The sequence below is a fragment of the Pseudomonas sp. 8 R 14 genome (genome assembly GCF_900005955.1).
Taxonomy (GTDB): Bacteria; Pseudomonadota; Gammaproteobacteria; order Pseudomonadales; family Pseudomonadaceae; genus Aquipseudomonas; species Aquipseudomonas marginalis.
Genome location: NZ_CVTH01000087.1, coordinates 198,639 through 218,124, shown reverse-complemented (window position 1 = coordinate 218,124; position 19,486 = coordinate 198,639). Strand labels below are relative to the sequence as shown.

The following is a 19,486-nucleotide window of genomic DNA, read 5'->3' as shown; positions in this document are numbered from 1 at the left end:
TTTATGAGCCCGTGGCTGATGGTGCCACCGGGCCTGGTCCTTACTTTCTTATGGGGTCGGCTCTGGGTCGGGGGGTAACGAATGTTCCTGTATTCGGGCAGATGAATGGATAAAGCAATGCGTGTGCCGGAATGGGCATCCCGCGCTGATTTCCCATTGTGGTGAGCGGGCCTTCTGTGGTTACCAGGCTTCTGGGGTGAGTGGGACTGTTGTGGTGAGCTGGACTGCTGGGGGGAGTGGGACTGTTGTGGTGAGCTGGACTGCTGGGGGGAGCCGGACCGCGGTGGTGAGCGGGCTTGCCCCGCGTTGGGCTGCGCAGCGGCCCAAAAAAACTTGGGAGCGCTTCGCACTCCAACGCGGGGCAAGCCCACTCACCACAGTAAGCCCACTCACTACAACAAGCCCGCTCACCACAAAAAAAGCAGGCCATGACAAGGCTGCTCACCATAAGGGAGCGGTTTGCGCACCGCGATGGTGCAACAACAAACTTGAACTTCGCCATAGCCCGATTCTTCTAAGGGGTTTGAGCCCAGCAGGGAGCACGGATGTGCCCAGAATCATTTCACCCGACACCCCGGAAGCGAACCTGGCCGACCACAGCGAGCACAACGCCAAGATCTTTGGCTCGCCCAAGGACCGCCTGGACTTCTACCGTCGCGAAATCCAATACGAAACCACCATCCTCGCCAACCGCACCGATGCTTACCTGACGGCGCAGTCGTTTCTGGTGATTGCCTTTGTCTCCGGCATGGGCAACCTCAACCCCGAGTGGGGCAAGTTGTTCACCCTGGTGGTGCCGGTGTTCCTGACGCTGCTCGGCATACTCAGTTCCCTGAATGCCTGGCCGGGGATCCGCGCCGCGTACGAAATCATCGATCACTGGCACTACAAGCAGAGCGAACTGCTGCGCAGCGAGCCGGTGATGGGCATGGCCTACGATGAGTCGCCGCTGTTTTCCGAAATGGAGTCCTCCCATAAGGGCTATCGCAAGTCGCTGCTGTTCTCCATGCGTGCGCCGTGGCTGTTCATGGTGTTCTGGGTGTTGCTGGGGGCGTACGCGTTTTATATCCAGGTGGATAACCCGGGCTCTTAAGCAGTTGGAACTTCAGCGGCCCGCACGGGACCTTACCTTTACGCAGTCTGCGTTTTTTCCAAAGAGGTGACCCATGAGCACAGACAAAGACCCCCAGACCAGCAACCGTAACGACCCGGCAATCGACGGCGGCGAACCGGCCCCAGGCACGGCGGCCGATGCCCCGAAAGACCCGAAACCCGCCGCCGACCCCAAGGCCAGGGAAAACGACTACAGTCCAGACTTCAAGCCTGAGCGCGAGCCCAAGCCTGAAACCGATGCCGATATCGACACCCAAGGCGGTTAGAGGAGACGGTCATGTCCAAAGAACTGGAAGAAGAGCTCAACGATCCGGGCAATGAAGACCCGGGTTCCCTGATGGATGATGCAGAAGTACCGCTCAATGATCTGGATGACGCGGCGGATGTGGGCAATACCGAGCGTCAGGACTGAGCTTTCGCCTGGGCACGTCGTTCATACCACGCGAGCATCGGCTGGGTACTCAAGCCATGAACGACGATGCTCAAGGCGATCACTGACAACGTCAGGTTCACCGCCACCGCGCTGCTGGTGCCGACAAGGCCATGGTTGAGCGCGTAGAACAGGTAGTAGATGCTGCCGATTCCGCGAATCCCGAACCAGCCCATCAGCCCGCGCTGCTGGCGATCGACCAGGCGACCCCAGGGCATTGCAAACACACTGACCGGTCGAATCACGCAGAACAGCAACGCCGCCAACGGCAATGCCCGCCAATCCCAATGACTGGCCAGCACGATGCCGAGCACCGTGACCAGGAACACTTCCATCGAGCGCTCCACCAGGCTGCCGAACGAGAGCATGTCGCCCATCATTACGCCGGCGGCGATCTGGGTCTCGGCCAACTCGCTCACATCCCCTTGCAGAGCGTGCTCCGGTTCCACCTCAAGATGACCCACCACCGGCAGCGCCAAATGCTCCGAGGGCGTGTGGGAGTTGCCGGTTGACCTGAACTCTGCCTGACGCAGCCCGAGCCCGGCGGCGAATACGGACAGAAAGCCGTAACCCCCCACCGCTTCGGCCACCACGTAGGCCAGGGCGATCAGGGCGAGGGTCAGGTAGTCATTGGGGGAGAGCGTACTATCACTGTTGTTGACGCGTAGCCACAGGGTCGTGCGGCCAATGCCCCGGCCCATCCAGTAGCCGATCAACAGCCCTGCCGGCACCGCCCATAACAGGTTCTTCAACGCCCAACCGCCTAGCCAGTCACCGTCAAAGCCGCCGTGCTGCATGAAGACCAAGGCAAAAATCACAAAGGGAAAGGCCGTGCCATCGTTCAACCCGGCTTCTCCGGACAAACCGAAGCGCAGCGCATCGTAATCCTGTGCATTATTGACCTGCACCAGCCCCGCCAGCACCGGGTCGGTCGGCGCGAGAATGGCACCCACCAGCAGCGACACCCCCCACGACAGTTCAAACACGTAATGCAGCGCCAGGCAGCTGCCGAGGATGGTCAACAGCATGACCGGCCCGGCCATGCCGAACGCGATGCGCCAGGTGCGATGGCCCAGGGGCAGGCGCAGTTTGAGCCCGCTGACGAACAGTGAAAACAGCACCGCGACTTCCGTGAGGTGCTCCATCCAGCGCGCAGACTGCTTGATGTCCAGGTGCAGCAGGTCCACGCCGAGGGGGCCGATGCCCACGCCCAGCAACAGGCACACCGCCGAGGTGGTCACCGGCATCCAGCGCAGGTAAGAGGAGGTGAGGGCAAGGGTCAGCAGCACTGCACCGAGGACGGCCATCCATAGAATAAAAGTCATCGGGAGGGTGTCCAGGGCCGTGGTCTATTCACGTTCGAGGCGTGTCGCTGACTGCAGGTTCAATGTGATTGCGTCGCCTTGAATTCATTGGCGATTGATCAGCAGGCGCTCCAGGTCTTCAGTAGGCAGCGGCCGGCTGAACAGGTAGCCCTGGATCTGATCGCAGCCGGCCTCCTTGAGGAACGCCAATTGCGCCTGGGTTTCCACACCTTCGGCCACCACCCGCAGGTTCAGGCTATGGGCCAACTCGATAATGGTACGGGTGATCGCGGCATCCTGGGGGTTGCTGGTGACCTCGCGGATAAACGCAATGTCGATCTTCAGCGTGTCGATGGGGAAGCGTCGCAGGTAGGCCAGGCTCGAATAGCCGGTGCCGAAGTCGTCAATGGAGATCTTCACGCCCATGGCGTGCAGGCGTTGCAGGCTGGCGATGGTGTGCTGGGTATTCTCCATCAGCGAGCCTTCGGTCAGTTCCACTTCCAGCCAATGGGGTTCGACGCCGGTCTCAGTGAGAATACGCGCGATATCGGCAATCAGGTCGCCCTCGATCAACTGATGGCCGGAGACGTTCACCGACACCTCGACGGCGCCAATCGCGCTGCGCTGCCACGTCGCAATCTGCTGGCACACGCTGCGGATCACCCAGCGCCCTACCTCCACGATCAAACCCAGGCTTTCCAGAACGGGCACGAACACCGCCGGCGATACCGCACCGTAGCCTGGGCGCTCCCAACGCAGCAGTGCCTCCAGGGCGCAGATCTGCCCGTCGGCCAAAGCGACTTTTGGCTGGTAGTGCAGGGTGAACTCATCGTGCTCCACGGCCTGGCGCAGGGCGTTTTCCAGGTCCTGGCGGGCCAGGTCGTGCACGTTCATGCGCGTGCTGTCACCGGCATGTTGGCGCAGTTGCTGCTCAAGCAACTGACTATGGCGCTTGAGTTGATCGCCATGGCTCTTGAGCCGCAGCAGGTTGCGCACCCGCAGCCACAACTCGACCCGTTCCACCGGCTTGCTGATGAACTCTTCGGCACCGGTTTCCAGGCCACTGACCCGTGCACTTGACTCGCTGAGGGCCGACAGCATGATGATCGGAATACTCGCCGTGGCTGCGTCGCCCTTGAGCTGGCTGGCCACTTCGTAGCCGTCCATGCCTGGCATCATGATGTCCAGCAGGATCAGGTCAGGTGGCTGTTTGGCCACCAGTTGCAAGGCTTCTTCGCCGCTGGCCGCCGTGAGGGTCTGGTAGCCCTCGTGTTGCAACAGGGTTTCCAGCAGCTTGCGAACCTGGGGTTCGTCATCAACGATCAACAGCGTTGCGGGTTGGCTGGCCATGGAGAGGACTCATCTGAGGGGTGAGAGGGGGGGGTGGTGCAACAGCGTGTCGATCACCTGGTACAGCTCTTTGTAGCGCAACGGCTTGCTGATGTAGGCATCGCAACCGGCCAACCGGGTCTTTTCACGGTCTTCCTTCATGGCCATCGCGGTGAGGGCAATCACCGGGATATGGGCGGTGTGCGGGTCCTGCTTGAGCAGCGCGGTAGCGGCCAGGCCATCCATGCCCGGCAGCTGGATGTCCATCAGGATCAACGCCGGTTGGGCTTCGCGGGCCAGGGTCAGGCCGCTCTCGGCGTCGGCGGCCCACACCACCGTGTGGCCGGCGTTGACCAGCAGCAGCCGGGCCAGGCGCATATTGGCCTGGTTGTCTTCGACGATCAGGATATGGGCCATTGCGCCTCCGTGCCGCGGTGGAGTGGCAGCCACACCACAAAGCGAGCGCCCTGGCCTTCACGGCTGGCCACCGCGACACTGCCACCGTGCAGGTCGACCAGTTGCTTGACCATCGCCAAGCCCAGGCCAGTGCCTTCGAATTTGCGCGCCAGGCTGCTGTCGATCTGGCTGAAGGCCTTGAACAGCTTGCCCATGTCGTCCTCGGCAATACCGATACCGGTGTCGCTGACGCTCAATTCGAGGAACTGCTGGTGGGCGCTGGGTTGCAGGGCAAACCCGTGCATCGGCCAATCGCCGGGCACTCGCCCGACCTGTGCGCGGGCCACTTGGCGCACCGCCAGGGTCACGGTACTGCCGTGGGCGCTGAATTTCACCGCATTGGCCAGCAGGTTGTAGATGATCTGCTTGGTCTTGCGCAGGTCCAGGGCCAGTGTGCCGAAGTCGCCCTGGCTTTCGAGCTTCAACTGGATGCGTTGCAGGGCGGCTTTTTCGCGCACGATCAACAGGCTGTTGGACAGCAGGCCCTCCAGCTCCACGGCTTCCAGCTCCAGGTCCATCATCCCGGCTTCGACCTTGGACAGGTCGAGAATGTCGTTGATCAGCGACAACAGGTGCTGGCCGCTGGTGAAGATGTCGCCGATGTATTCGCGCTGGGTCTCACTCATGTCGCCCACCAGCCCGTCCTTCAACGCCTCGGAAAAACCGATCACCGCATTCAATGGTGTGCGCAATTCGTGGGACATGGTGGCGAGGAACTCGGACTTCATATGGCTGGCATGTTCCAGCTCCAGGTTCTTTTCCTCCAGCGCGCGCTCAAAGCCTTTACGCTCGGCTTCTTCCTGTTTGCGTGCGGTGTTGTCGGTGCCGATCAGCAGGTAACCGATGATGGTGTCATGCCGGTTGCGCAGCGCCGTCACCGAGACCATGGCCGACAGGCGGCTGCCGTCCTTGCGAATATAGGTCAGCTCGTAAATATCCTCGATGCCGCGGGACGCCTTGAACACCAGCGCTTCGAAGCCCGGCGTGATCGGCGTGTCCAGCTCCAGGCTGAGGGCGGCGGCGCGGGTGATCAGTTCGGCGGGGTCGGAGATGTCGGCGGGGGTAATGCGGTTGAGGACATCGTCGGCGGCATAGCCGAGCATGCGTTCGGCGCCGACATTGAAGATCTGGATCACGCCCTTTTCATCGGTGGCGATGCTGGAGAAATAGGCGCTGTTGAAGATTGCGTCTTGCAGGGCACCGGTTTTCAGCAGGTTTTTCTGGCGTTTGAATTCGACGATTTTTTCAGCCCGTGATTGGGCTTCAAGCGGTGGTCCAGTGACGGGTTTGTCCATGGCGGTGTTTTCCAGGCAGATCGGCCCGGCCGTGTCGATGACAGGGCCGCAGAGCATGCTCACAGAAAATCGCGTGGACGCGATGAGGAGGAGATGAGGTCCCCGGACAATAGCAGATACTGCCCGCACTACGGTATGGATGCACTCAAACGAGTGTACGCCGACACAGGGCGGCGGGTCGCCCTGTTACCGGGCGGCGCGGCTTAGAGCATCACGCTGCTGATGACCTGGGTGCTGTCATCCGGGCATAGGTATCTACACAACTCTTAAAGGCTGACACATAACTCTGTGGTGAGCGGGCTTGTCGAATCGTCGCACCGCCCGCGCTGGGCTGCGAAGCGGCCCCAATAAGGTCACCGCAGAGTGCCAGAATCAATCGAGGTGAAGGTTTTGGGGCTGCTTCGCAGCCCAGCGCGGGGCAAGCCCGCTCACCACAGAAGCCTAATTGCCATAGATTCCGTATTCACTGGAAGTTGTGTATATACCCATGGTCATCCGGGTCGATGACGCTGTGGAATCCCAAGGCCTTGTTCAACTCGCGCAACGGCGCATTGGTTGCCGCGTCGACCGTGTACATGCGTTTGAAGCCATTGGCGCGGGCCGCCGTCATCAGGTGCTGCATCAAAAGGCGCCCCAGGCCCAGGTGCTGCCAGGCATCGGCCACGGTGACCGCGCATTCGCATTCATCCGTCCTGGCCTCTGCATAGCGGGCCACGCCGATTTCGATCAACTGGCCGTTGTCGTGCACCAGGGCGATAAAGGCCAGGCGTCGCTGGTTATCGACATCCATCAATTGGTCCATCAGGGTCTTGCCGGGCTCGTTGATTTCCCCCAGGAAGCGCGCGTGCCGCGATTCACGGGACAGGCCCTTGATGAAGTTGTATTCCCGTTCACGGTCGTCGGCGCCGAGGGGGCGCACCAGCACATGACGGCCATCGTCGAGCTGATCGATCCAGTGGGGTCTCGGTTGCGCTGCGTAGGCGAGGGCGGCCTGCTGGTTGCGTGCTTCGAGGGTAGGCATGGTGGGCTCCTGGCGGTCAGCATCGGGCAACAGTGCCTTTCGATCATGCCCCTGGGGGCAGGGGCGCCATTGATCTGCATCAAGACGCCTGGCCGCCGGGCAGGGCAGGCGACGTTCGGTCATGTGCATCGGCAAAGGGTTGACCATGATCAACGTTCGGCCCGCCGTCGCGGCGCAGTCTGGTCCCACCCCACATGCCCAGCAGGAGGTCACACCATGGCAACCATGAGAGCCGGCGTCAGCGAACGCATGGGCGTCGCCCGTGGCCTGGGCGCGACCCATATCGTCGACTTCAAGCAAGGCAACGTGGTCGAGCAGATCATGGCCCTGACCCACGGGCGTGGCGTGGATGTGGCGATCGAGGCGTTGGGCACCCAAGGCACCTTCGAATCGGCCTTGCGCGTGCTGCGTCCCGGTGGCCGCTTGTCCAGCCTTGGGGTGTACTCCAGCGACTTGCGCATCCCCTATGACGCGTTTGGCGCAGGCCTGGGGGATTACAGCATCGTCTCGACCCTGTGCCCCGGCGGCAAGGAACGCATGCGTCGCTTGATGGCGGTGGTCGCCAGCGGCGGGGTGGACCTGTCGCCGCTGGTGACCCACCGCTTCAAGCTCGACGACATCGAGGCGGCCTATGAACTGTTCGCCCATCAGCGCGATGGGGTGATGAAAGTCGCGATTACGCCTTGAAAGCCTGCGCGCAGAACACCCTGGTGCGCAGGCTGCCAAAACGTTAGAAATGCCAAAATTGCACTTTATGCGCTTGATGAAACGTTTCTTCTAGCGACAAACGGGCTGCGCAAGCGCTTGCGTAAGTAAATGTATCTGATTAGAGTCGGTGGCAATCGGCTCTGATCAAAGAGGGCTGAACGACAAAAATAATAAAACCAGGAGCTCATTGATGAGCCTTGAACCCTTGCTTGAGATGCAGGGCATCAGCAAAACCTTCAACGGTTTGCGCGTGCTCAAGAATGTCGGCCTGAAGGTCTACCCCGGCGAAATCCACGCCTTGATGGGGGAGAACGGCGCCGGCAAATCGACCCTGATGAAAATCCTCTCCGGCGCTTACCAGGCCGATCCCGGCGGTGAAATCCGCATGGCCGGCCAGGCCGTCGCCACCTTTACCCCCGCCACCGCCAAAGCCCTCGGCATCGCCGTGATCTACCAGGAATTGAGCCTGTGCCCGAACCTGAGCGTGGCCGAGAACATCTACCTGGGCCGCGAACTGCGCCGTGGCTGGACCATCGACCGCAAGGGCATGCAAGCCGGTTGCGTCGAAGTGCTGCAGCGTCTGGGCGCCGAATTCACCCCGGCCACCCAGGTCAGCAGCCTGTCGATTGCCGAGCGTCAGCTGGTGGAAATCGCCCGGGCCTTGCACGCCCATGCCAGGATCCTGGTGATGGACGAACCGACCACGCCGCTGTCGTCGCGCGAGACCGACCGCCTGTTTGCGCTGATCAAGCAATTGCGCAGCCAGGGCCTGGCGATCATCTACATCAGTCATCGCATGGCCGAGATCTATGAACTGTCGGACCGTGTCTCGGTGCTGCGCGACGGCCAATACATCGGCGAACTGAGCCGCGACGCGCTGTCGGCCGAAGTCCTCGTGAAGATGATGGTGGGCCGCGATCTGTCCGGTTTCTACAAGAAGGAACACGCCGCCTACGACCCCGGTGCGGTGGTGATGCGTGTGCGTGACATGGCCGATGGCAAGCGCGTGCGTAATTGCAGTTTCGACCTGCATGCCGGTGAAGTGCTGGGTATCGCGGGGCTGGTCGGGGCAGGGCGCACCGAGTTGGCGCGGCTGATCTTCGCCGCCGATCCGCGCACCAGCGGCACCCTGGAAGTGGTGGGCAAGACCGTGACCCAACTGCGCAACCCGGCGGATGCGATTCGTGCCGGCGTGGTGTACCTCACCGAAGACCGCAAGGCCCAGGGCCTGTTCCTGGACATGAGCGTGGCCGACAACATCAACGTCTGCGCCTGTGTGCCGGATGCCCGTGCCGGTGGCGTGCTTGACCGGGCTCACGCCGCGCAACGCTCGAATGACGCGATCAAGTCGCTGTCGATTCGCGTGGCGTCGGGCAAGGTCAATGTCGGCACGCTGTCCGGCGGCAACCAGCAGAAGGTCTTGCTGGCGCGACTGCTGGAGGTCAAGCCGCACGTGCTGATCCTCGACGAACCCACACGCGGCGTGGACATCGGCTCCAAATCCGAGATCTACCGCATCATCAATCAACTGGCGCAGGCCGGCGTGGGCATCGTGGTGATCTCCAGCGAGCTGCCGGAAATCATCGGTACCTGCGACCGGGTGCTGATCATGCGCGAAGGCCAGTTGGTGGCCGAAGTCGGCGGGGCCTCCGGTCACGTCATCTCCCAGGAACGTATTATTGACCTCGCCACCGGTGGCGATCAGGTGGTTGCCCATGGCTGATTCAATGATTGCAACAACAGGCAAGGCCGAACGTGCCCGCGAACTGATGCGCACGGTCGGTATGTTGCCGGTGCTGATTTTGTTGCTGGTGGGCTTCGCCATGACCAGCGAGAACTTCCTGACCATGCAAAACCTGTCGATCATCACCCAGCAGGCCTCGGTCAACGTGGTGCTGGCGGCGGGCATGACCTTTGTGATCCTCACGGCGGGGATCGACCTGTCGGTGGGCGCGATCCTGGCGGCGTCGGCCGTGGTGGCGCTGCAGGCGTCGATGTCGCCGCAGTTCGGCATGTTCGGGATTGCGGCCGGTATCGGCTTCGGCCTGCTGCTGGGCCTGGTCAACGGTGGGTTGATTGCCTTCATGCGCCTGCCGCCGTTTATCGTCACCCTTGGCGCACTCACCGCCATGCGCGGCCTGGCGCGTCTGCTGGCGGATGACAAGACCGTCTTCAACCCCGACCTGCCGTTTGCCTTTATCGGCAACGACTCGATCCTCGGCGTGCCCTGGCTGGTGGTGATCGCCGTGGCGGTGGTGGCGCTGTCGTGGTTCATCCTGCGCCGCACGGTGATGGGCGTACAGATCTATTCGGTGGGCGGCAACCCCGAAGCGGCGCGACTCTCCGGGATCAAGGTGTGGAAGGTGCTGCTGTTCGTCTACGCCATGTCCGGCGCCTTGGCCGGTCTGGGTGCGGTGATGAGCGCCTCGCGCCTGTTCGCCGCCAACGGCCTGCAACTGGGGCAATCCTACGAGCTGGATGCGATTGCCGCGGTGATCCTCGGCGGCACCAGCTTTACCGGCGGCGTCGGCACCATCGGCGGCACGCTGATCGGCGCGCTGATTATCGCGGTGCTCACCAACGGCCTGGTGCTGCTGGGGGTGTCGGACATCTGGCAATACATCATCAAGGGCATTGTGATCATCGGCGCGGTCGCGCTGGATCGCTACCGCCAGTCCGGTGCACGGACCTGATTTCACTCCCATAACAATCACAAGAGAGACCCGCATGAACCTTCAACGCATGTTTCCCGTCATTGCCTTGGCTGCCCTGATGTCCCAAGCCGCAGAGGCCCGCGAACTCAAGGCCCTGGGCATCAGCATGGGCTCGCTCGGCAACCCGTATTTCGTGACCCTGGCCGATGGCGCCACGGCCCGGGCCAAGGAGCTGAACCCCAACGTCAAGGTCACCTCGGTGTCCGCCGACTACGACTTGAGCAAGCAGTTCTCGCAGATCGATAACTTTATCTCGTCCAAGGTCGACCTGATTCTGATCAACGCCGTCGACCCTTCGGCCATGGCCTCGGCGATCAAGAAAGCCCGGGATGCCGGCATCGTCGTGGTGGCGGTGGATGTGGACGCCAAGGGTGTGAATGCCACCGTGCAGACCGACAACGTCGAAGCCGGCAAACTGGCCTGCCAATACCTGGTGGACAAGCTTGCCGGCAAGGGCAACGTGATTATCCAGAACGGCCCGCAAGTCACCGCCGTGACCGACCGCGTCAAAGGCTGTAAAGCCGCATTGGCCGGCGCGCCGGACATCAAGGTGCTGTCCGACGACCAGGACGGCAAAGGCTCCCGCGAAGGCGGCCTGAACGTGATGCAAGGCTACCTCACGCGCTTCCCGAAAATCGACGGCCTGTTTGCGATCAACGACCCCCAAGCCATCGGCAGCGACCTGGCGGCCAAGCAGCTCAAGCGCAGCGGCATCATCATTACCTCGGTGGATGGCGCGCCGGATATCGAGAACGCGCTGAAGACCGATACCCAGATCCAGGCGTCAGCCAGCCAGGACCCATGGGCCATGGCGCAGACGGCGGTGAATGTCGGCAATGACCTGCTCAATGACAAAGCCCCGGCCGAAGCGGTGACCCTGCTCACGCCAAAACTGATCACCCGCGACAACGTCGGTACGTACAGCGGCTGGTCGAGTAAACACTGATAGCCTGAGAGGAACAGCGTCGTGGTGACCATGGATGACGTGGCAAGCAGGGCGGGGGTGTCGACGTCGACCGTGTCACACGTGTTGAACGGCACCCGCAAGGTCAGCCCGGCCACGGTGCTGGCGGTGCAGCGGGCGATCCAGGCGCTGGGGTATATCCCCAACACCCTGGCGCGTTCGCTGGCGCGGTCGAGTACCAACACGATTGGCGTGGCGATCTCGGCGCTGTCCAACCATTACTTCAGCGAGACGGTGCACGCGATTGAAACCGAGTGCGCCAAGCACGGCTACATGATGCTGTTTGTCGACACCCACGACGACCCGGAGCAGGAGCTGCGGGTCGTCACGGCGCTGCATCACCGGCGGGTCGACGGTATTGTGCTGGCGCCTTCGAACGGTTCGATGGCCCTGGAGTACATGCGCGCCAACGAGATTCCGGCGGTGTTGGTGGACCGCATGATGAGCGAGCAGTTTGACCAGGTCGGGGTGGAGAATGCCCAGGCCACCCAGGCCCTGATTGAGCACCTGATCGGGCACGGGCACCGCCGCATCGGTTTTATCGCCGGGCGCACGGGGTTCAGCACCACAGATGAGCGGGTGGCGGGTTACTGCGCGGCGTTGCACGCGGCGGGGCTGGCCTTCGATCCGCAGTTGCTGGTCAACGGTGGCTCCAACACCGAACCGGCGCGCCAGGTCACGGCGCAGTTGCTGGGCCTGGCTTCGCCACCCACGGCGATCATGACCGGCAATAACCTGATGACCCTCGGCGCGATGCACGCCTTGCGTGACGCGCAGCTTGAAGTGCCGAGACAAATGGCCCTGGTGGGGTTTGATGATTTTGACTGGGCGGATTTTTTCGTGCCGCGCTTGAGCCTGATCGCACAGCCGGTCAAGGCCCTTGGCGCCCGCGCGGTCGACCTGTTGCTGCAACGCATGGCGTCGCCTGACGCAGCGCCCCAGAGCGTGCGCCTGGCACCGACCCTGCAGTTACGTAACTCCTGTGGCTGTCATTGATGGGAATAACACACGCATGAACAGTCCTGTTTCCCTGGGCATTGACCTGGGCACGTCGGAACTCAAAGCCATCCTCATGGACGCCACGGGCGCGGTGCTGGCCCATGCCAGCGTGCGCTTGAGCGTGTCGCGCCGGCACAGCGGCTGGTCTGAACAGGCGCCGGAAGACTGGTGGCAAGCCTGCTTGCAGGCGTTGGCGCAACTGCGCGGACACGAGGCGTTTACCCGCGTGGCCTGTATCGGCCTGTCGGGGCAGATGCACGGCGCGGTGTTGCTGGGGGCGGACAACCGCGTGTTGTACCCGGCGATCCTGTGGGACGACTCCCGTGCAATGGCCGAAGCCGAACAGCTGGGGCCCGGCTTCGCCGACGTCACCGGCAGCCTGCCGATGGCCGGGCTGACCGCGCCGAAACTGCTGTGGCTGCAACGGCATGAGCCCGAGGTGTTCCAGGCGATTGATTGCGTGCTGTCGCCGAAGGATTACCTGCGCTTGCGTTTGAGTGGCGAGCGCATCAGCGAGATGTCCGACGCGGCGGGTACGTTGTGGCTGGATGTGGCGCGGCGGGCATGGTTTACCCCGATGGTTCGCGCTACAGGCCTTACGCCCGGGCAATTGCCCAGGCTGGTGGAGGGTGGTGCGGCGAGCGCGTTGTTGACGGCCACGGGACTGGGCCTGTCAGCTGACGTGGTGATTGCCGGCGGTGGCGGTGACAACCCTGTGGCGGCGGTCGGCATCGGCGCGGTCAACGCCGGTGATGGCTTCATTACCCTTGGCACCAGCGCGGCCATCGTTGCGATCACCGATCACGCTGCAGGCAACCCGGCCAGTGCAGTGCACAGCTTCTGCCACGCGCTGCCCAACCGCTGGTACACCATGGGCGCCATGCTCGCCGGCGCCAGTTGCCTGCGCTGGGTCACACGGCTGACGGGTATGGCCGATGAGCAAACGTTGCTGGAGCAGGTGCAGGCGCAATTGCCGATTGAGCAGCACGTGCCTTTGGGGACACCGTTGTTCCTGCCGTACCTGGCCGGCGAACGCACACCCCACAACGATCCTTTGCTGCGCGGCGGCTTCATGAACCTGGGCCACGACTGCACACCGGCGATGCTGGGCTATGCGGTGATGGAAGGGGTGGGTTTCGGTTTGCTCGATGCGTTGCGCGCGGTGCAATCGACCGGCGCCGACGTGGGAGCCTGCGCCCTGGTGGGCGGCGGTGCGCGCAGTGAGTACTGGGCGCAGCTGCTGGCGAATATCCTGCAGCGGGAAATCTTCACCTTGCAGGGCAGTGAATTGAGCGCGTGTATTGGCGCGGCAAAGCTCGGGTTTGTGGCGATGGGGCAGGGGGCGGAGCTGCTCGCGGCGGGGATGCCGGTCAAAGCCCGGTACACACCTGACCTGAAGCAGCAGCCGGTGTTGGCGGCGCGTTATCGCAAGTTTCAAAGTTTGCTGCCCGCCGCCAAGGCCCTTCACGACTAGGCTCCTGTGGCGAGCGGGCCCGTTATGGTGAGCGGGCCTGTTGTGTGGGGAACGGGCTTGCTGTGGTGAGCGAGCTTGTTGTGGTGAGGTGGCTTGTTGTGGTGAGGTGGCAAGCAGGCTTGTTGTGGTGAGGTGGCTTGTTGTGGTGAGCGGGCTTGCCCCGCGCTGGGCTGCGAAGCAGCCCCAATAAAGGCACCGCGTTTATCCAGGCATAGTGAGTAGTCAGGTTTAGGGGCCGCTTCGCGCCCCAGCGCGGGGCAAGCCCGCTCACCACAGCAAGCCCGCTCACCACAACAGGCCTGCTTGCCACCTCACCACAACAAGCCCGCCTGCTACAGGAAGCCTGCTCACCACACCAGGCCCACTCTCCACAGGAATCGGTGTGTTACGGTTCAGTCGTTGGTCAGCGGCGGCAAACGTCGCTTCACCGGGGTTTTCTTGACGATGGCGGTGTTGGTTTCGGCATAGGCATTGATCCGATCCAGCAGGCTGTCGAGATGGTCCATGGTGCGCACGTGCAGGCGTGCGATAAAGCAGTCTTCGCCGGTGACCTTGTCGCATTCGGTGAACTCCGGGATCGCCTGGATCTGGCGCTCCACCTCCTGCAATTTGCCGGGCAGGGGGCGGATGCGCACGATGGCTTGCAGCAGGTAGCCGAAGTGCCTGGGGTCGATGTCGACGGTGTAGTGGGTCAGCACGCCGCGTTCTTCCAGGCGGCGCAGGCGTTCGCCCACACTGGGCGAGGACAGCCCGGTGATGCCCGCCAGGGCCTTGAGGGATAACCGCGAGTCATCCATCAAAGCGGCGATCAGTTGCTGGTCGATCGTGTCAATCATGGTGTTCGCCTAATAAGAAAAGGTGATTGCGGGATTTTGCCTTTTTTAGTCACTGGAGCCGCGCACAAGCAGATTGCCATAATTGAGCCTCACTTGAGGAGCATCAATCATGGGTTCATCCATCCGTCGCGGTTCGTGGGAAATGATCGCCGCCATGCTGATCTCGGGCACCATCGGCTGGTTTGTGCTGGTGTCCGGCGTGTCGGTGCTCGAAGTGGTGTTCTGGCGCTGCGTGATCGGTGGGCTGACCTTGTTGCTGGTGTGCGCGCGGCTGGGTTACCTGCGCCTGGACCTGCTCAGTTGGGCCTCGTTCGGCCTGGCGATGCTCAGTGGCGTGGCAATTGTCGGCAACTGGTTGCTGCTGTTCGAGTCCTATTCCCGTGCGTCCATCGCCATCAGCACCGCGGTGTACAACGTGCAGCCGTTCATGTTGGTGATGCTGGCGGCGCTGTTCCTTGGGGAAAAAATCACCGTGCAGAAACTGGCGTGGCTGAGCCTGGCGTTCCTGGGAATGCTGGCGATTGTCACGGCCCATGGCGATCAGCCAACCGGCGACGATTACCTTGCAGGCATTGCCCTGGCACTGGGCGCGGCATTGCTGTACGCGATTGCCGCACTGATCATCAAGCGTTTGAAGGACGTACCACCGCATTTGATGGCGTTGATCCAGGTGACCACCGGCGCAGTGTTACTGGCGCCCTTGGTGCCTTGGAACAGCTTGCCTGCCACCACCAACGCCTGGGCGGCATTGGTCACGCTCGGCGTGGTGCACACCGGCTTGATGTACGTGTTGCTGTATGGCGCGATCCAGAAACTGCCCACCGCCATCACCGGCGCACTGTCGTTTATCTACCCGATTGCGGCGATCTTCGTCGATTGGATTGCCTTCGGGCATCGCCTGGGTTGGCTGCAATGGCTGGGGGTGGCGACGATCCTGCTGGCGGCGGCGGGGTTGCAGCGGGGCTGGTGGTGGCCCCGCTCCCACAGGGTCAGTGCGTGCCCTGAAAGATGATATTTTCCGGGTTGAAATGCTCCACCACACTGCCCGGCTGTGGCAACCCAAGGATATGCCCCTTGATCTTGCCCACCACGTGCATTTCGCAGGGTTTGCAGTCGAACTTCAACGTCAGCACTTCATCGCCGTGAATCAACTGCATCGGCGCGACCTTGGTCTTCACCCCTGTCACACCCTTGGCTTGTTTAGGGCACAGGTTGAAGGAGAAACGCAGGCAGTGCTTGGTGATCATCACCGGCACTTCGCCTTTCTCTTCATGGGCTTCAAAGGCTGCGTCGATCAGCTTCACCCCGTGACGGTGGTAGAAGTCGCGGGCTTTCTGGTTGTAGACATTGGCCAGGAACGACAGGTGCGCTTCCGGGTACACCGGCGGCGGCGTGGTTTCGGCCTTGCGCCCGCCACGGGGGTGGGCGGCAACACGGGCGGCGGTCAGGGCTTCGATCACTTCGCGGCGCAATGCCTTGAGCTGCGAGTTGGGAATGAAGAACGCCTGCGGTGCATCCAGTTCGATACGGGTGGCGTGATACTCGGTGGTACCGAGTTGGCCAAGCAGGTCGCGCAGGGTGTCCAGCGCCTGTTCCGGCTTGTTGGCCACGCCGAACGGGCCGGGCAGGGTGACGCTGGCGCAGATGCCTTCTTCGCTGGTCGCGGTGACGTCCAACTGCTCTTCACGCAAACGCGCGACCCATGACAGGCCGATACGGCGTTCGGCCGAAGTCTTGAGCAACGCCTGCTGCCAGTTGTGGTCGAGGTTGCGGTTCAGCGGGTGGTTCGGGCGCAACTGATGCAGGCCGGCCGGCATTTCATTCGGCTCGACGCGGTAGCGGTAGCGCTTCTCGCCGTCCTCCTCGAACTCGCCCTTGGGCTCGGCGATGTTGGCGCGGAAACCCACCACTTCGCGCTTGACCAGCACATTGAGGCCGTCGCCGTTGGACAGCGGCTCATGGGTGATCACTTGCAGGTCACGCTTGCCGGCTTTTTCCACCACACCCACCGGCAAACCGGTGAAGGTCGGGGTGTCGAAGGCGCCGATGTCGATCTTGCGGTCGCTGACAAAGTAGTCGGTGCTGCCACGGTGGAAGGTTTTTTCCGGGTCGGGCAGGAAGAAGTGCGCGGTACGGCCGCTGGACGCGCGGGCGAGGTCCGGACGGTCTTCGAGGATTTCGTCGAGGCGCTGGCGGTAATAGGCGGTGATGTTCTTCACATAGCCCATGTCCTTGTAGCGGCCTTCGATCTTGAACGAACGCACGCCGGCTTCCACCAGCGCGCGCAGGTTGGCGCTCTGGTTGTTGTCTTTCATCGACAGCAGGTGCTTTTCAAAGGCCACGACGCGGCCCTGGTCGTCTTTCAAGGTATACGGCAGGCGGCACGCCTGGGAGCAGTCGCCACGGTTGGCGCTGCGGCCATTTTGCGCGTGGGAGATATTGCACTGCCCGGAGAACGCCACGCACAGGGCGCCGTGGATAAAGAACTCGATGGCGGCATCGGTCTCGTCGGCGATGGCGCGGATTTCCTGCAGGTTCAGCTCGCGGGCCAACACCAACTGCGAGAACCCGGCCTGGTCGAGGAACTTGGCGCGGCCCAGGGTGCGGATGTCGGTCTGGGTGCTGGCGTGCAGCTCTATGGGTGGGATATCCAGCTCCATCACGCCCAGGTCCTGCACGATCAGCGCGTCGACACCGGCGTCGTAGAGCTGATGGATCAGCTTGCGCGCGGCTTCGAGTTCGTTGTCATGCAGGATGGTGTTGATAGTCGTGAACACGCGGGCGTGGTAACGACGGGCGAATTCCACCAGTTGGGCGATATCGCTCACCTCGTTGCACGCGTTATGGCGCGCGCCGAAGCTCGGGCCGCCAATGTAGATGGCGTCGGCGCCATGCAGGATGGCCTCGCGCGCGATGGCGACATCGCGGGCAGGGCTGAGCAATTCCAGGTGATGCTTGGGCAAGGACATAGTTTTTTTAGTCAGGCTTGTCACGGTTGAGGCGCGCATTGTAGCTGTGAAATGCCTGACCGGCATTACTTCAGGCTTGAGCGGCCATCGCGGTGACTTCCACGCGCATGCCGTCTACCGCCAGCGCAGCCACGCCAACCGCCGCACGCACGGGCCATGGCTTGGCAAAAAAGCGTTTGTAGACCTCATTGAAGGCGGCGCGGTCGGCCATATCGGTCAGATAAATGGTCAGGTGCATGACCCGGTCCATGGAGCTGCCGGCCTTTTCCAGTGCGACTTTCAGCGCTTGCAGGGTGCATTCGCTTTGCAGGGTGATATCGCCCAGTTCCAGGCTGCCGTCGGCGCGGGTCGGGATCTGGGTGGAGACCAGGATGCCGTTGAAACCGACAACGTCGGAAGAAATCGAGTCGGCATCCGGATCGGGGGTGTAGGACAGGTCGTGGTTGGCCATGGGCGCCTCTGGTTGGCAGTAACGGAAAGGCGCCATGGTCCCCGAAAACAATCCCAGGGGCAAACCGCTGGCTTATACCCAGCGGCGGAACAACACGCTGGCATTCACGCCACCAAACCCGAAGCCGTTAGACAGCGCGTATTCAATCGCCATCGGCCGCGCGTCACCGCGCACCATGTCCAGGCCCTCGGCCAGGTCATCCGGGTGTTCCAGGTTGAGGGTCACCGGTGCGACCTGATCGCGCAGGGCAAGTACGGTGAAGATCGCCTCAATGCCGCCCGCGGCGCCCAGCAAATGGCCGGTGGCGGACTTGGTCGAGCTGATCGCCAGGTGGCCACCCACACCGAATACGGTCCTGATGGCTGCCAATTCGCCTTTGTCGCCCACCGGCGTCGAGGTGGCGTGGGCATTCAGGTACTGCACCGCGGACGCCTCGATCCCCGCCTGACGCAACGCCTGCGTCATCGCCCGGCGCGCACCGTCGCCGTCTTCCGGGCCGGCGGTCATGTGGTAGGCATCGGCACTGGTGCCATAGCCCACCAGCTCGGCAATCGGCTGGGCACCGCGTGCAAGGGCGTGTTGCAGTTCCTCGATGACCAGGATGCCGGCGCCTTCGCCCATGACAAAGCCGTCACGCGCCTGATCGAACGGGCGCGAGGCGCGCTCGGGGGCGTCGTTGAAGTCGCTGGACAACGCCCGCGCCGCCGCAAAGCCGCCCAGGCTGACGCGGTGGATCGCCGCTTCGGCGCCACCGCACACCGCCACGTCCACTTCACCGGCACGGATCATCCGCGCAGCGTCGCCAATCGCCTGCACCCCCGCCGCACAGGCCGTGACCGGCGCTCCCAGCGGGCCTTTCAAGCCATAGTTGATCGACACATGCCCGGCGGCCATGTTGCTCAGGAACGATGGAATGGTGAACGGCGACAAGCGTCGCGGCCCCTTGCTGTCGGTGGTACGTACCGCCTCGGCGATGGCCGGAAAACCGCCGACGCCCGAGGCGATGATGGTGGCGGTGCGTTCCTGCTGCTGCACGGTGTTCGGGGCCCAGCCGGCCTGCTTCAGGGCTTCGTCGGCCGCCGCCAGGGCGAACAGGATGAAACGGTCCATCTTGCGCTGCTCTTTTGCGGCCAGCAGGCGATCAGGATCGAACCCGGCTTCGGGGTCCTGCAGCACGCTCTGCACTTGGCCGCCGATGCTGATAGCCAGGTCGCCGATCAGTTCTTCAGGCAGGCGACGAATGCCCGACTGCCCGTTCAACAGGCGTTTCCAGGTTGACTCCACGTCAGCGCCCAACGGTGTCAGCGCACCCATGCCTGTCACAACGATACGTTTACTCATGATCAATCGACTCCGGTTGCATTGAGGGTTCAGACTCTATGGACGTCACTATCATGATGAAAGTAACATGGCGTCACACAAC

At 62.7% G+C, this 19,486-nt stretch carries 18 protein-coding genes and 1 pseudogene; 10 read left to right on the top strand and 9 right to left on the bottom strand.

Annotated elements, in window-relative coordinates; genetic code table 11:
- Positions 1–547 precede the first annotated feature (547 nt).
- The 3 genes from BFQ01_RS26565 to BFQ01_RS33075 all read left to right on the top strand — a co-directional run bounded on the left by BFQ01_RS26565 (position 548) and on the right by BFQ01_RS33075 (position 1,525).
- Positions 548–1,093 carry a hypothetical protein gene (locus BFQ01_RS26565; RefSeq protein WP_027605795.1) on the top strand — a complete coding sequence of 182 codons (546 nt, stop codon included), beginning with the start codon at positions 548–550 and terminating at the stop codon, positions 1,091–1,093.
- Positions 1,094–1,166: 73 nt separating this feature from the next.
- Positions 1,167–1,379, top strand: coding sequence for a hypothetical protein (locus BFQ01_RS26560; protein ID WP_065927576.1), 213 nt, complete (start codon positions 1,167–1,169; stop codon positions 1,377–1,379).
- Between the two features lie 11 nt (positions 1,380–1,390).
- Positions 1,391–1,525, top strand: coding sequence for a hypothetical protein (locus BFQ01_RS33075; RefSeq protein ID WP_256097785.1), 135 nt, complete (start codon positions 1,391–1,393; stop codon positions 1,523–1,525).
- Here the strand turns inward: BFQ01_RS33075 and BFQ01_RS26555 are convergent.
- The 5 genes from BFQ01_RS26555 to BFQ01_RS26535 form a co-directional block, all read right to left on the bottom strand.
- Positions 1,516–2,868, bottom strand: coding sequence for a cation:proton antiporter (locus BFQ01_RS26555; RefSeq protein ID WP_065927575.1), 1,353 nt, complete (start codon positions 2,866–2,868; stop codon positions 1,516–1,518). The genes BFQ01_RS33075 and BFQ01_RS26555 overlap by 10 nt on opposite strands.
- A gap of 84 nt (positions 2,869–2,952) precedes the next feature.
- The gene (locus BFQ01_RS26550) at positions 2,953–4,197 is read right to left on the bottom strand and encodes an EAL domain-containing response regulator (RefSeq protein ID WP_065927574.1); all 1,245 of its coding nucleotides are present in this window, start codon (positions 4,195–4,197) and stop codon (positions 2,953–2,955) included.
- Positions 4,198–4,206: 9 nt separating this feature from the next.
- The gene (locus BFQ01_RS26545; RefSeq protein ID WP_065927573.1) at positions 4,207–4,593 is read right to left on the bottom strand and encodes a response regulator; all 387 of its coding nucleotides are present in this window, start codon (positions 4,591–4,593) and stop codon (positions 4,207–4,209) included.
- Positions 4,578–5,927 carry a sensor histidine kinase gene (locus BFQ01_RS26540; protein ID WP_065927792.1) on the bottom strand — a complete coding sequence of 450 codons (1,350 nt, stop codon included), beginning with the start codon at positions 5,925–5,927 and terminating at the stop codon, positions 4,578–4,580. The genes BFQ01_RS26545 and BFQ01_RS26540 overlap by 16 nt, the downstream gene beginning before the upstream one ends.
- A 463-nt stretch (positions 5,928–6,390) precedes the next feature.
- Complete coding sequence (locus tag BFQ01_RS26535; RefSeq protein WP_065927572.1) at positions 6,391–6,948, bottom strand: GNAT family N-acetyltransferase; 558 nt, start codon at positions 6,946–6,948, stop codon at positions 6,391–6,393.
- A 234-nt stretch (positions 6,949–7,182) separates the two neighbouring features.
- Here BFQ01_RS26535 and BFQ01_RS26530 point away from each other — a divergent pair.
- The 6 genes and pseudogenes from BFQ01_RS26530 to xylB form a co-directional block, all read left to right on the top strand.
- A pseudogene (locus tag BFQ01_RS26530) lies at positions 7,183–7,635 on the top strand (zinc-binding dehydrogenase); the annotation flags it as partial.
- A gap of 211 nt (positions 7,636–7,846) precedes the next feature.
- A complete protein-coding gene (locus BFQ01_RS26525) occupies positions 7,847–9,379 on the top strand; it encodes a sugar ABC transporter ATP-binding protein (protein ID WP_065927571.1) in 1,533 nt (510 codons plus the stop codon).
- The gene (locus BFQ01_RS26520; protein WP_065927570.1) at positions 9,372–10,349 is read left to right on the top strand and encodes an ABC transporter permease subunit; all 978 of its coding nucleotides are present in this window, start codon (positions 9,372–9,374) and stop codon (positions 10,347–10,349) included. Before BFQ01_RS26525 ends, BFQ01_RS26520 begins: the two co-directional genes overlap by 8 nt.
- A gap of 34 nt (positions 10,350–10,383) precedes the next feature.
- Positions 10,384–11,316 (top strand): ABC transporter substrate-binding protein, encoded by a 933-nt coding sequence (locus tag BFQ01_RS26515; protein ID WP_065927569.1) that lies wholly within the window; start codon positions 10,384–10,386, stop codon positions 11,314–11,316.
- Positions 11,317–11,337: 21 nt separating this feature from the next.
- Complete coding sequence (locus tag BFQ01_RS26510) at positions 11,338–12,330, top strand: LacI family DNA-binding transcriptional regulator (protein WP_065927568.1); 993 nt, start codon at positions 11,338–11,340, stop codon at positions 12,328–12,330.
- Between the two features lie 16 nt (positions 12,331–12,346).
- Positions 12,347–13,807 (top strand): xylulokinase, encoded by a 1,461-nt coding sequence (xylB, locus tag BFQ01_RS26505; RefSeq protein ID WP_065927567.1) that lies wholly within the window; start codon positions 12,347–12,349, stop codon positions 13,805–13,807.
- A 392-nt stretch (positions 13,808–14,199) separates the two neighbouring features.
- Here xylB and BFQ01_RS26500 read toward each other — a convergent pair whose 3' ends face one another.
- Positions 14,200–14,643: an Lrp/AsnC family transcriptional regulator gene (locus BFQ01_RS26500; protein WP_027605815.1), complete on the bottom strand. Its 444-nt coding sequence runs from the start codon at positions 14,641–14,643 to the stop codon at positions 14,200–14,202.
- A gap of 109 nt (positions 14,644–14,752) precedes the next feature.
- Between BFQ01_RS26500 and BFQ01_RS26495 the strand changes: the two genes are divergently transcribed.
- Positions 14,753–15,655: a DMT family transporter gene (locus BFQ01_RS26495; protein ID WP_065927566.1), complete on the top strand. Its 903-nt coding sequence runs from the start codon at positions 14,753–14,755 to the stop codon at positions 15,653–15,655.
- Here BFQ01_RS26495 and BFQ01_RS26490 read toward each other — a convergent pair.
- From BFQ01_RS26490 to fabF, 3 genes are all read right to left on the bottom strand, one after another.
- Positions 15,633–17,612, bottom strand: a complete 1,980-nt coding sequence (locus BFQ01_RS26490; protein ID WP_065927565.1) for a peptidase U32 family protein — start codon at positions 17,610–17,612, stop codon at positions 15,633–15,635. The two genes, BFQ01_RS26495 and BFQ01_RS26490, sit on opposite strands and share 23 nt — an antisense overlap.
- A 70-nt stretch (positions 17,613–17,682) precedes the next feature.
- Positions 17,683–18,063, bottom strand: a complete 381-nt coding sequence (locus BFQ01_RS26485; protein WP_027605818.1) for a RidA family protein — start codon at positions 18,061–18,063, stop codon at positions 17,683–17,685.
- A 72-nt stretch (positions 18,064–18,135) separates the two neighbouring features.
- Positions 18,136–19,404, bottom strand: coding sequence for a beta-ketoacyl-ACP synthase II (gene fabF, locus BFQ01_RS26480; protein ID WP_065927564.1), 1,269 nt, complete (start codon positions 19,402–19,404; stop codon positions 18,136–18,138).
- Between the last annotated feature and the right edge of the window lie 82 nt (positions 19,405–19,486).

What these genes read in the sequence shown, in the direction of transcription:
- BFQ01_RS26560 (WP_065927576.1), top strand. Translation starts at nt 1,167, where the DNA reads ATGAGCACAGACAAAGACCCCCAGACCAGCAACCGTAACGACCCGGCA.
- BFQ01_RS33075 (WP_256097785.1), top strand. Translation starts at nt 1,391, where the DNA reads ATGTCCAAAGAACTGGAAGAAGAGCTCAACGATCCGGGCAATGAAGAC.
- BFQ01_RS26555 (WP_065927575.1), bottom strand. Translation starts at nt 2,868, where the DNA reads ATGACTTTTATTCTATGGATGGCCGTCCTCGGTGCAGTGCTGCTGACC.
- BFQ01_RS26550 (WP_065927574.1), bottom strand. Translation starts at nt 4,197, where the DNA reads ATGGCCAGCCAACCCGCAACGCTGTTGATCGTTGATGACGAACCCCAG.
- BFQ01_RS26545 (WP_065927573.1), bottom strand. Translation starts at nt 4,593, where the DNA reads ATGGCCCATATCCTGATCGTCGAAGACAACCAGGCCAATATGCGCCTG.
- BFQ01_RS26540 (WP_065927792.1), bottom strand. Translation starts at nt 5,927, where the DNA reads ATGGACAAACCCGTCACTGGACCACCGCTTGAAGCCCAATCACGGGCT.
- BFQ01_RS26535 (WP_065927572.1), bottom strand. Translation starts at nt 6,948, where the DNA reads ATGCCTACCCTCGAAGCACGCAACCAGCAGGCCGCCCTCGCCTACGCA.
- BFQ01_RS26525 (WP_065927571.1), top strand. Translation starts at nt 7,847, where the DNA reads ATGAGCCTTGAACCCTTGCTTGAGATGCAGGGCATCAGCAAAACCTTC.
- BFQ01_RS26520 (WP_065927570.1), top strand. Translation starts at nt 9,372, where the DNA reads ATGGCTGATTCAATGATTGCAACAACAGGCAAGGCCGAACGTGCCCGC.
- BFQ01_RS26515 (WP_065927569.1), top strand. Translation starts at nt 10,384, where the DNA reads ATGAACCTTCAACGCATGTTTCCCGTCATTGCCTTGGCTGCCCTGATG.
- xylB (WP_065927567.1), top strand. Translation starts at nt 12,347, where the DNA reads ATGAACAGTCCTGTTTCCCTGGGCATTGACCTGGGCACGTCGGAACTC.
- BFQ01_RS26500 (WP_027605815.1), bottom strand. Translation starts at nt 14,643, where the DNA reads ATGATTGACACGATCGACCAGCAACTGATCGCCGCTTTGATGGATGAC.
- BFQ01_RS26495 (WP_065927566.1), top strand. Translation starts at nt 14,753, where the DNA reads ATGGGTTCATCCATCCGTCGCGGTTCGTGGGAAATGATCGCCGCCATG.
- BFQ01_RS26490 (WP_065927565.1), bottom strand. Translation starts at nt 17,612, where the DNA reads ATGTCCTTGCCCAAGCATCACCTGGAATTGCTCAGCCCTGCCCGCGAT.
- BFQ01_RS26485 (WP_027605818.1), bottom strand. Translation starts at nt 18,063, where the DNA reads ATGGCCAACCACGACCTGTCCTACACCCCCGATCCGGATGCCGACTCG.
- fabF (WP_065927564.1), bottom strand. Translation starts at nt 19,404, where the DNA reads ATGAGTAAACGTATCGTTGTGACAGGCATGGGTGCGCTGACACCGTTG.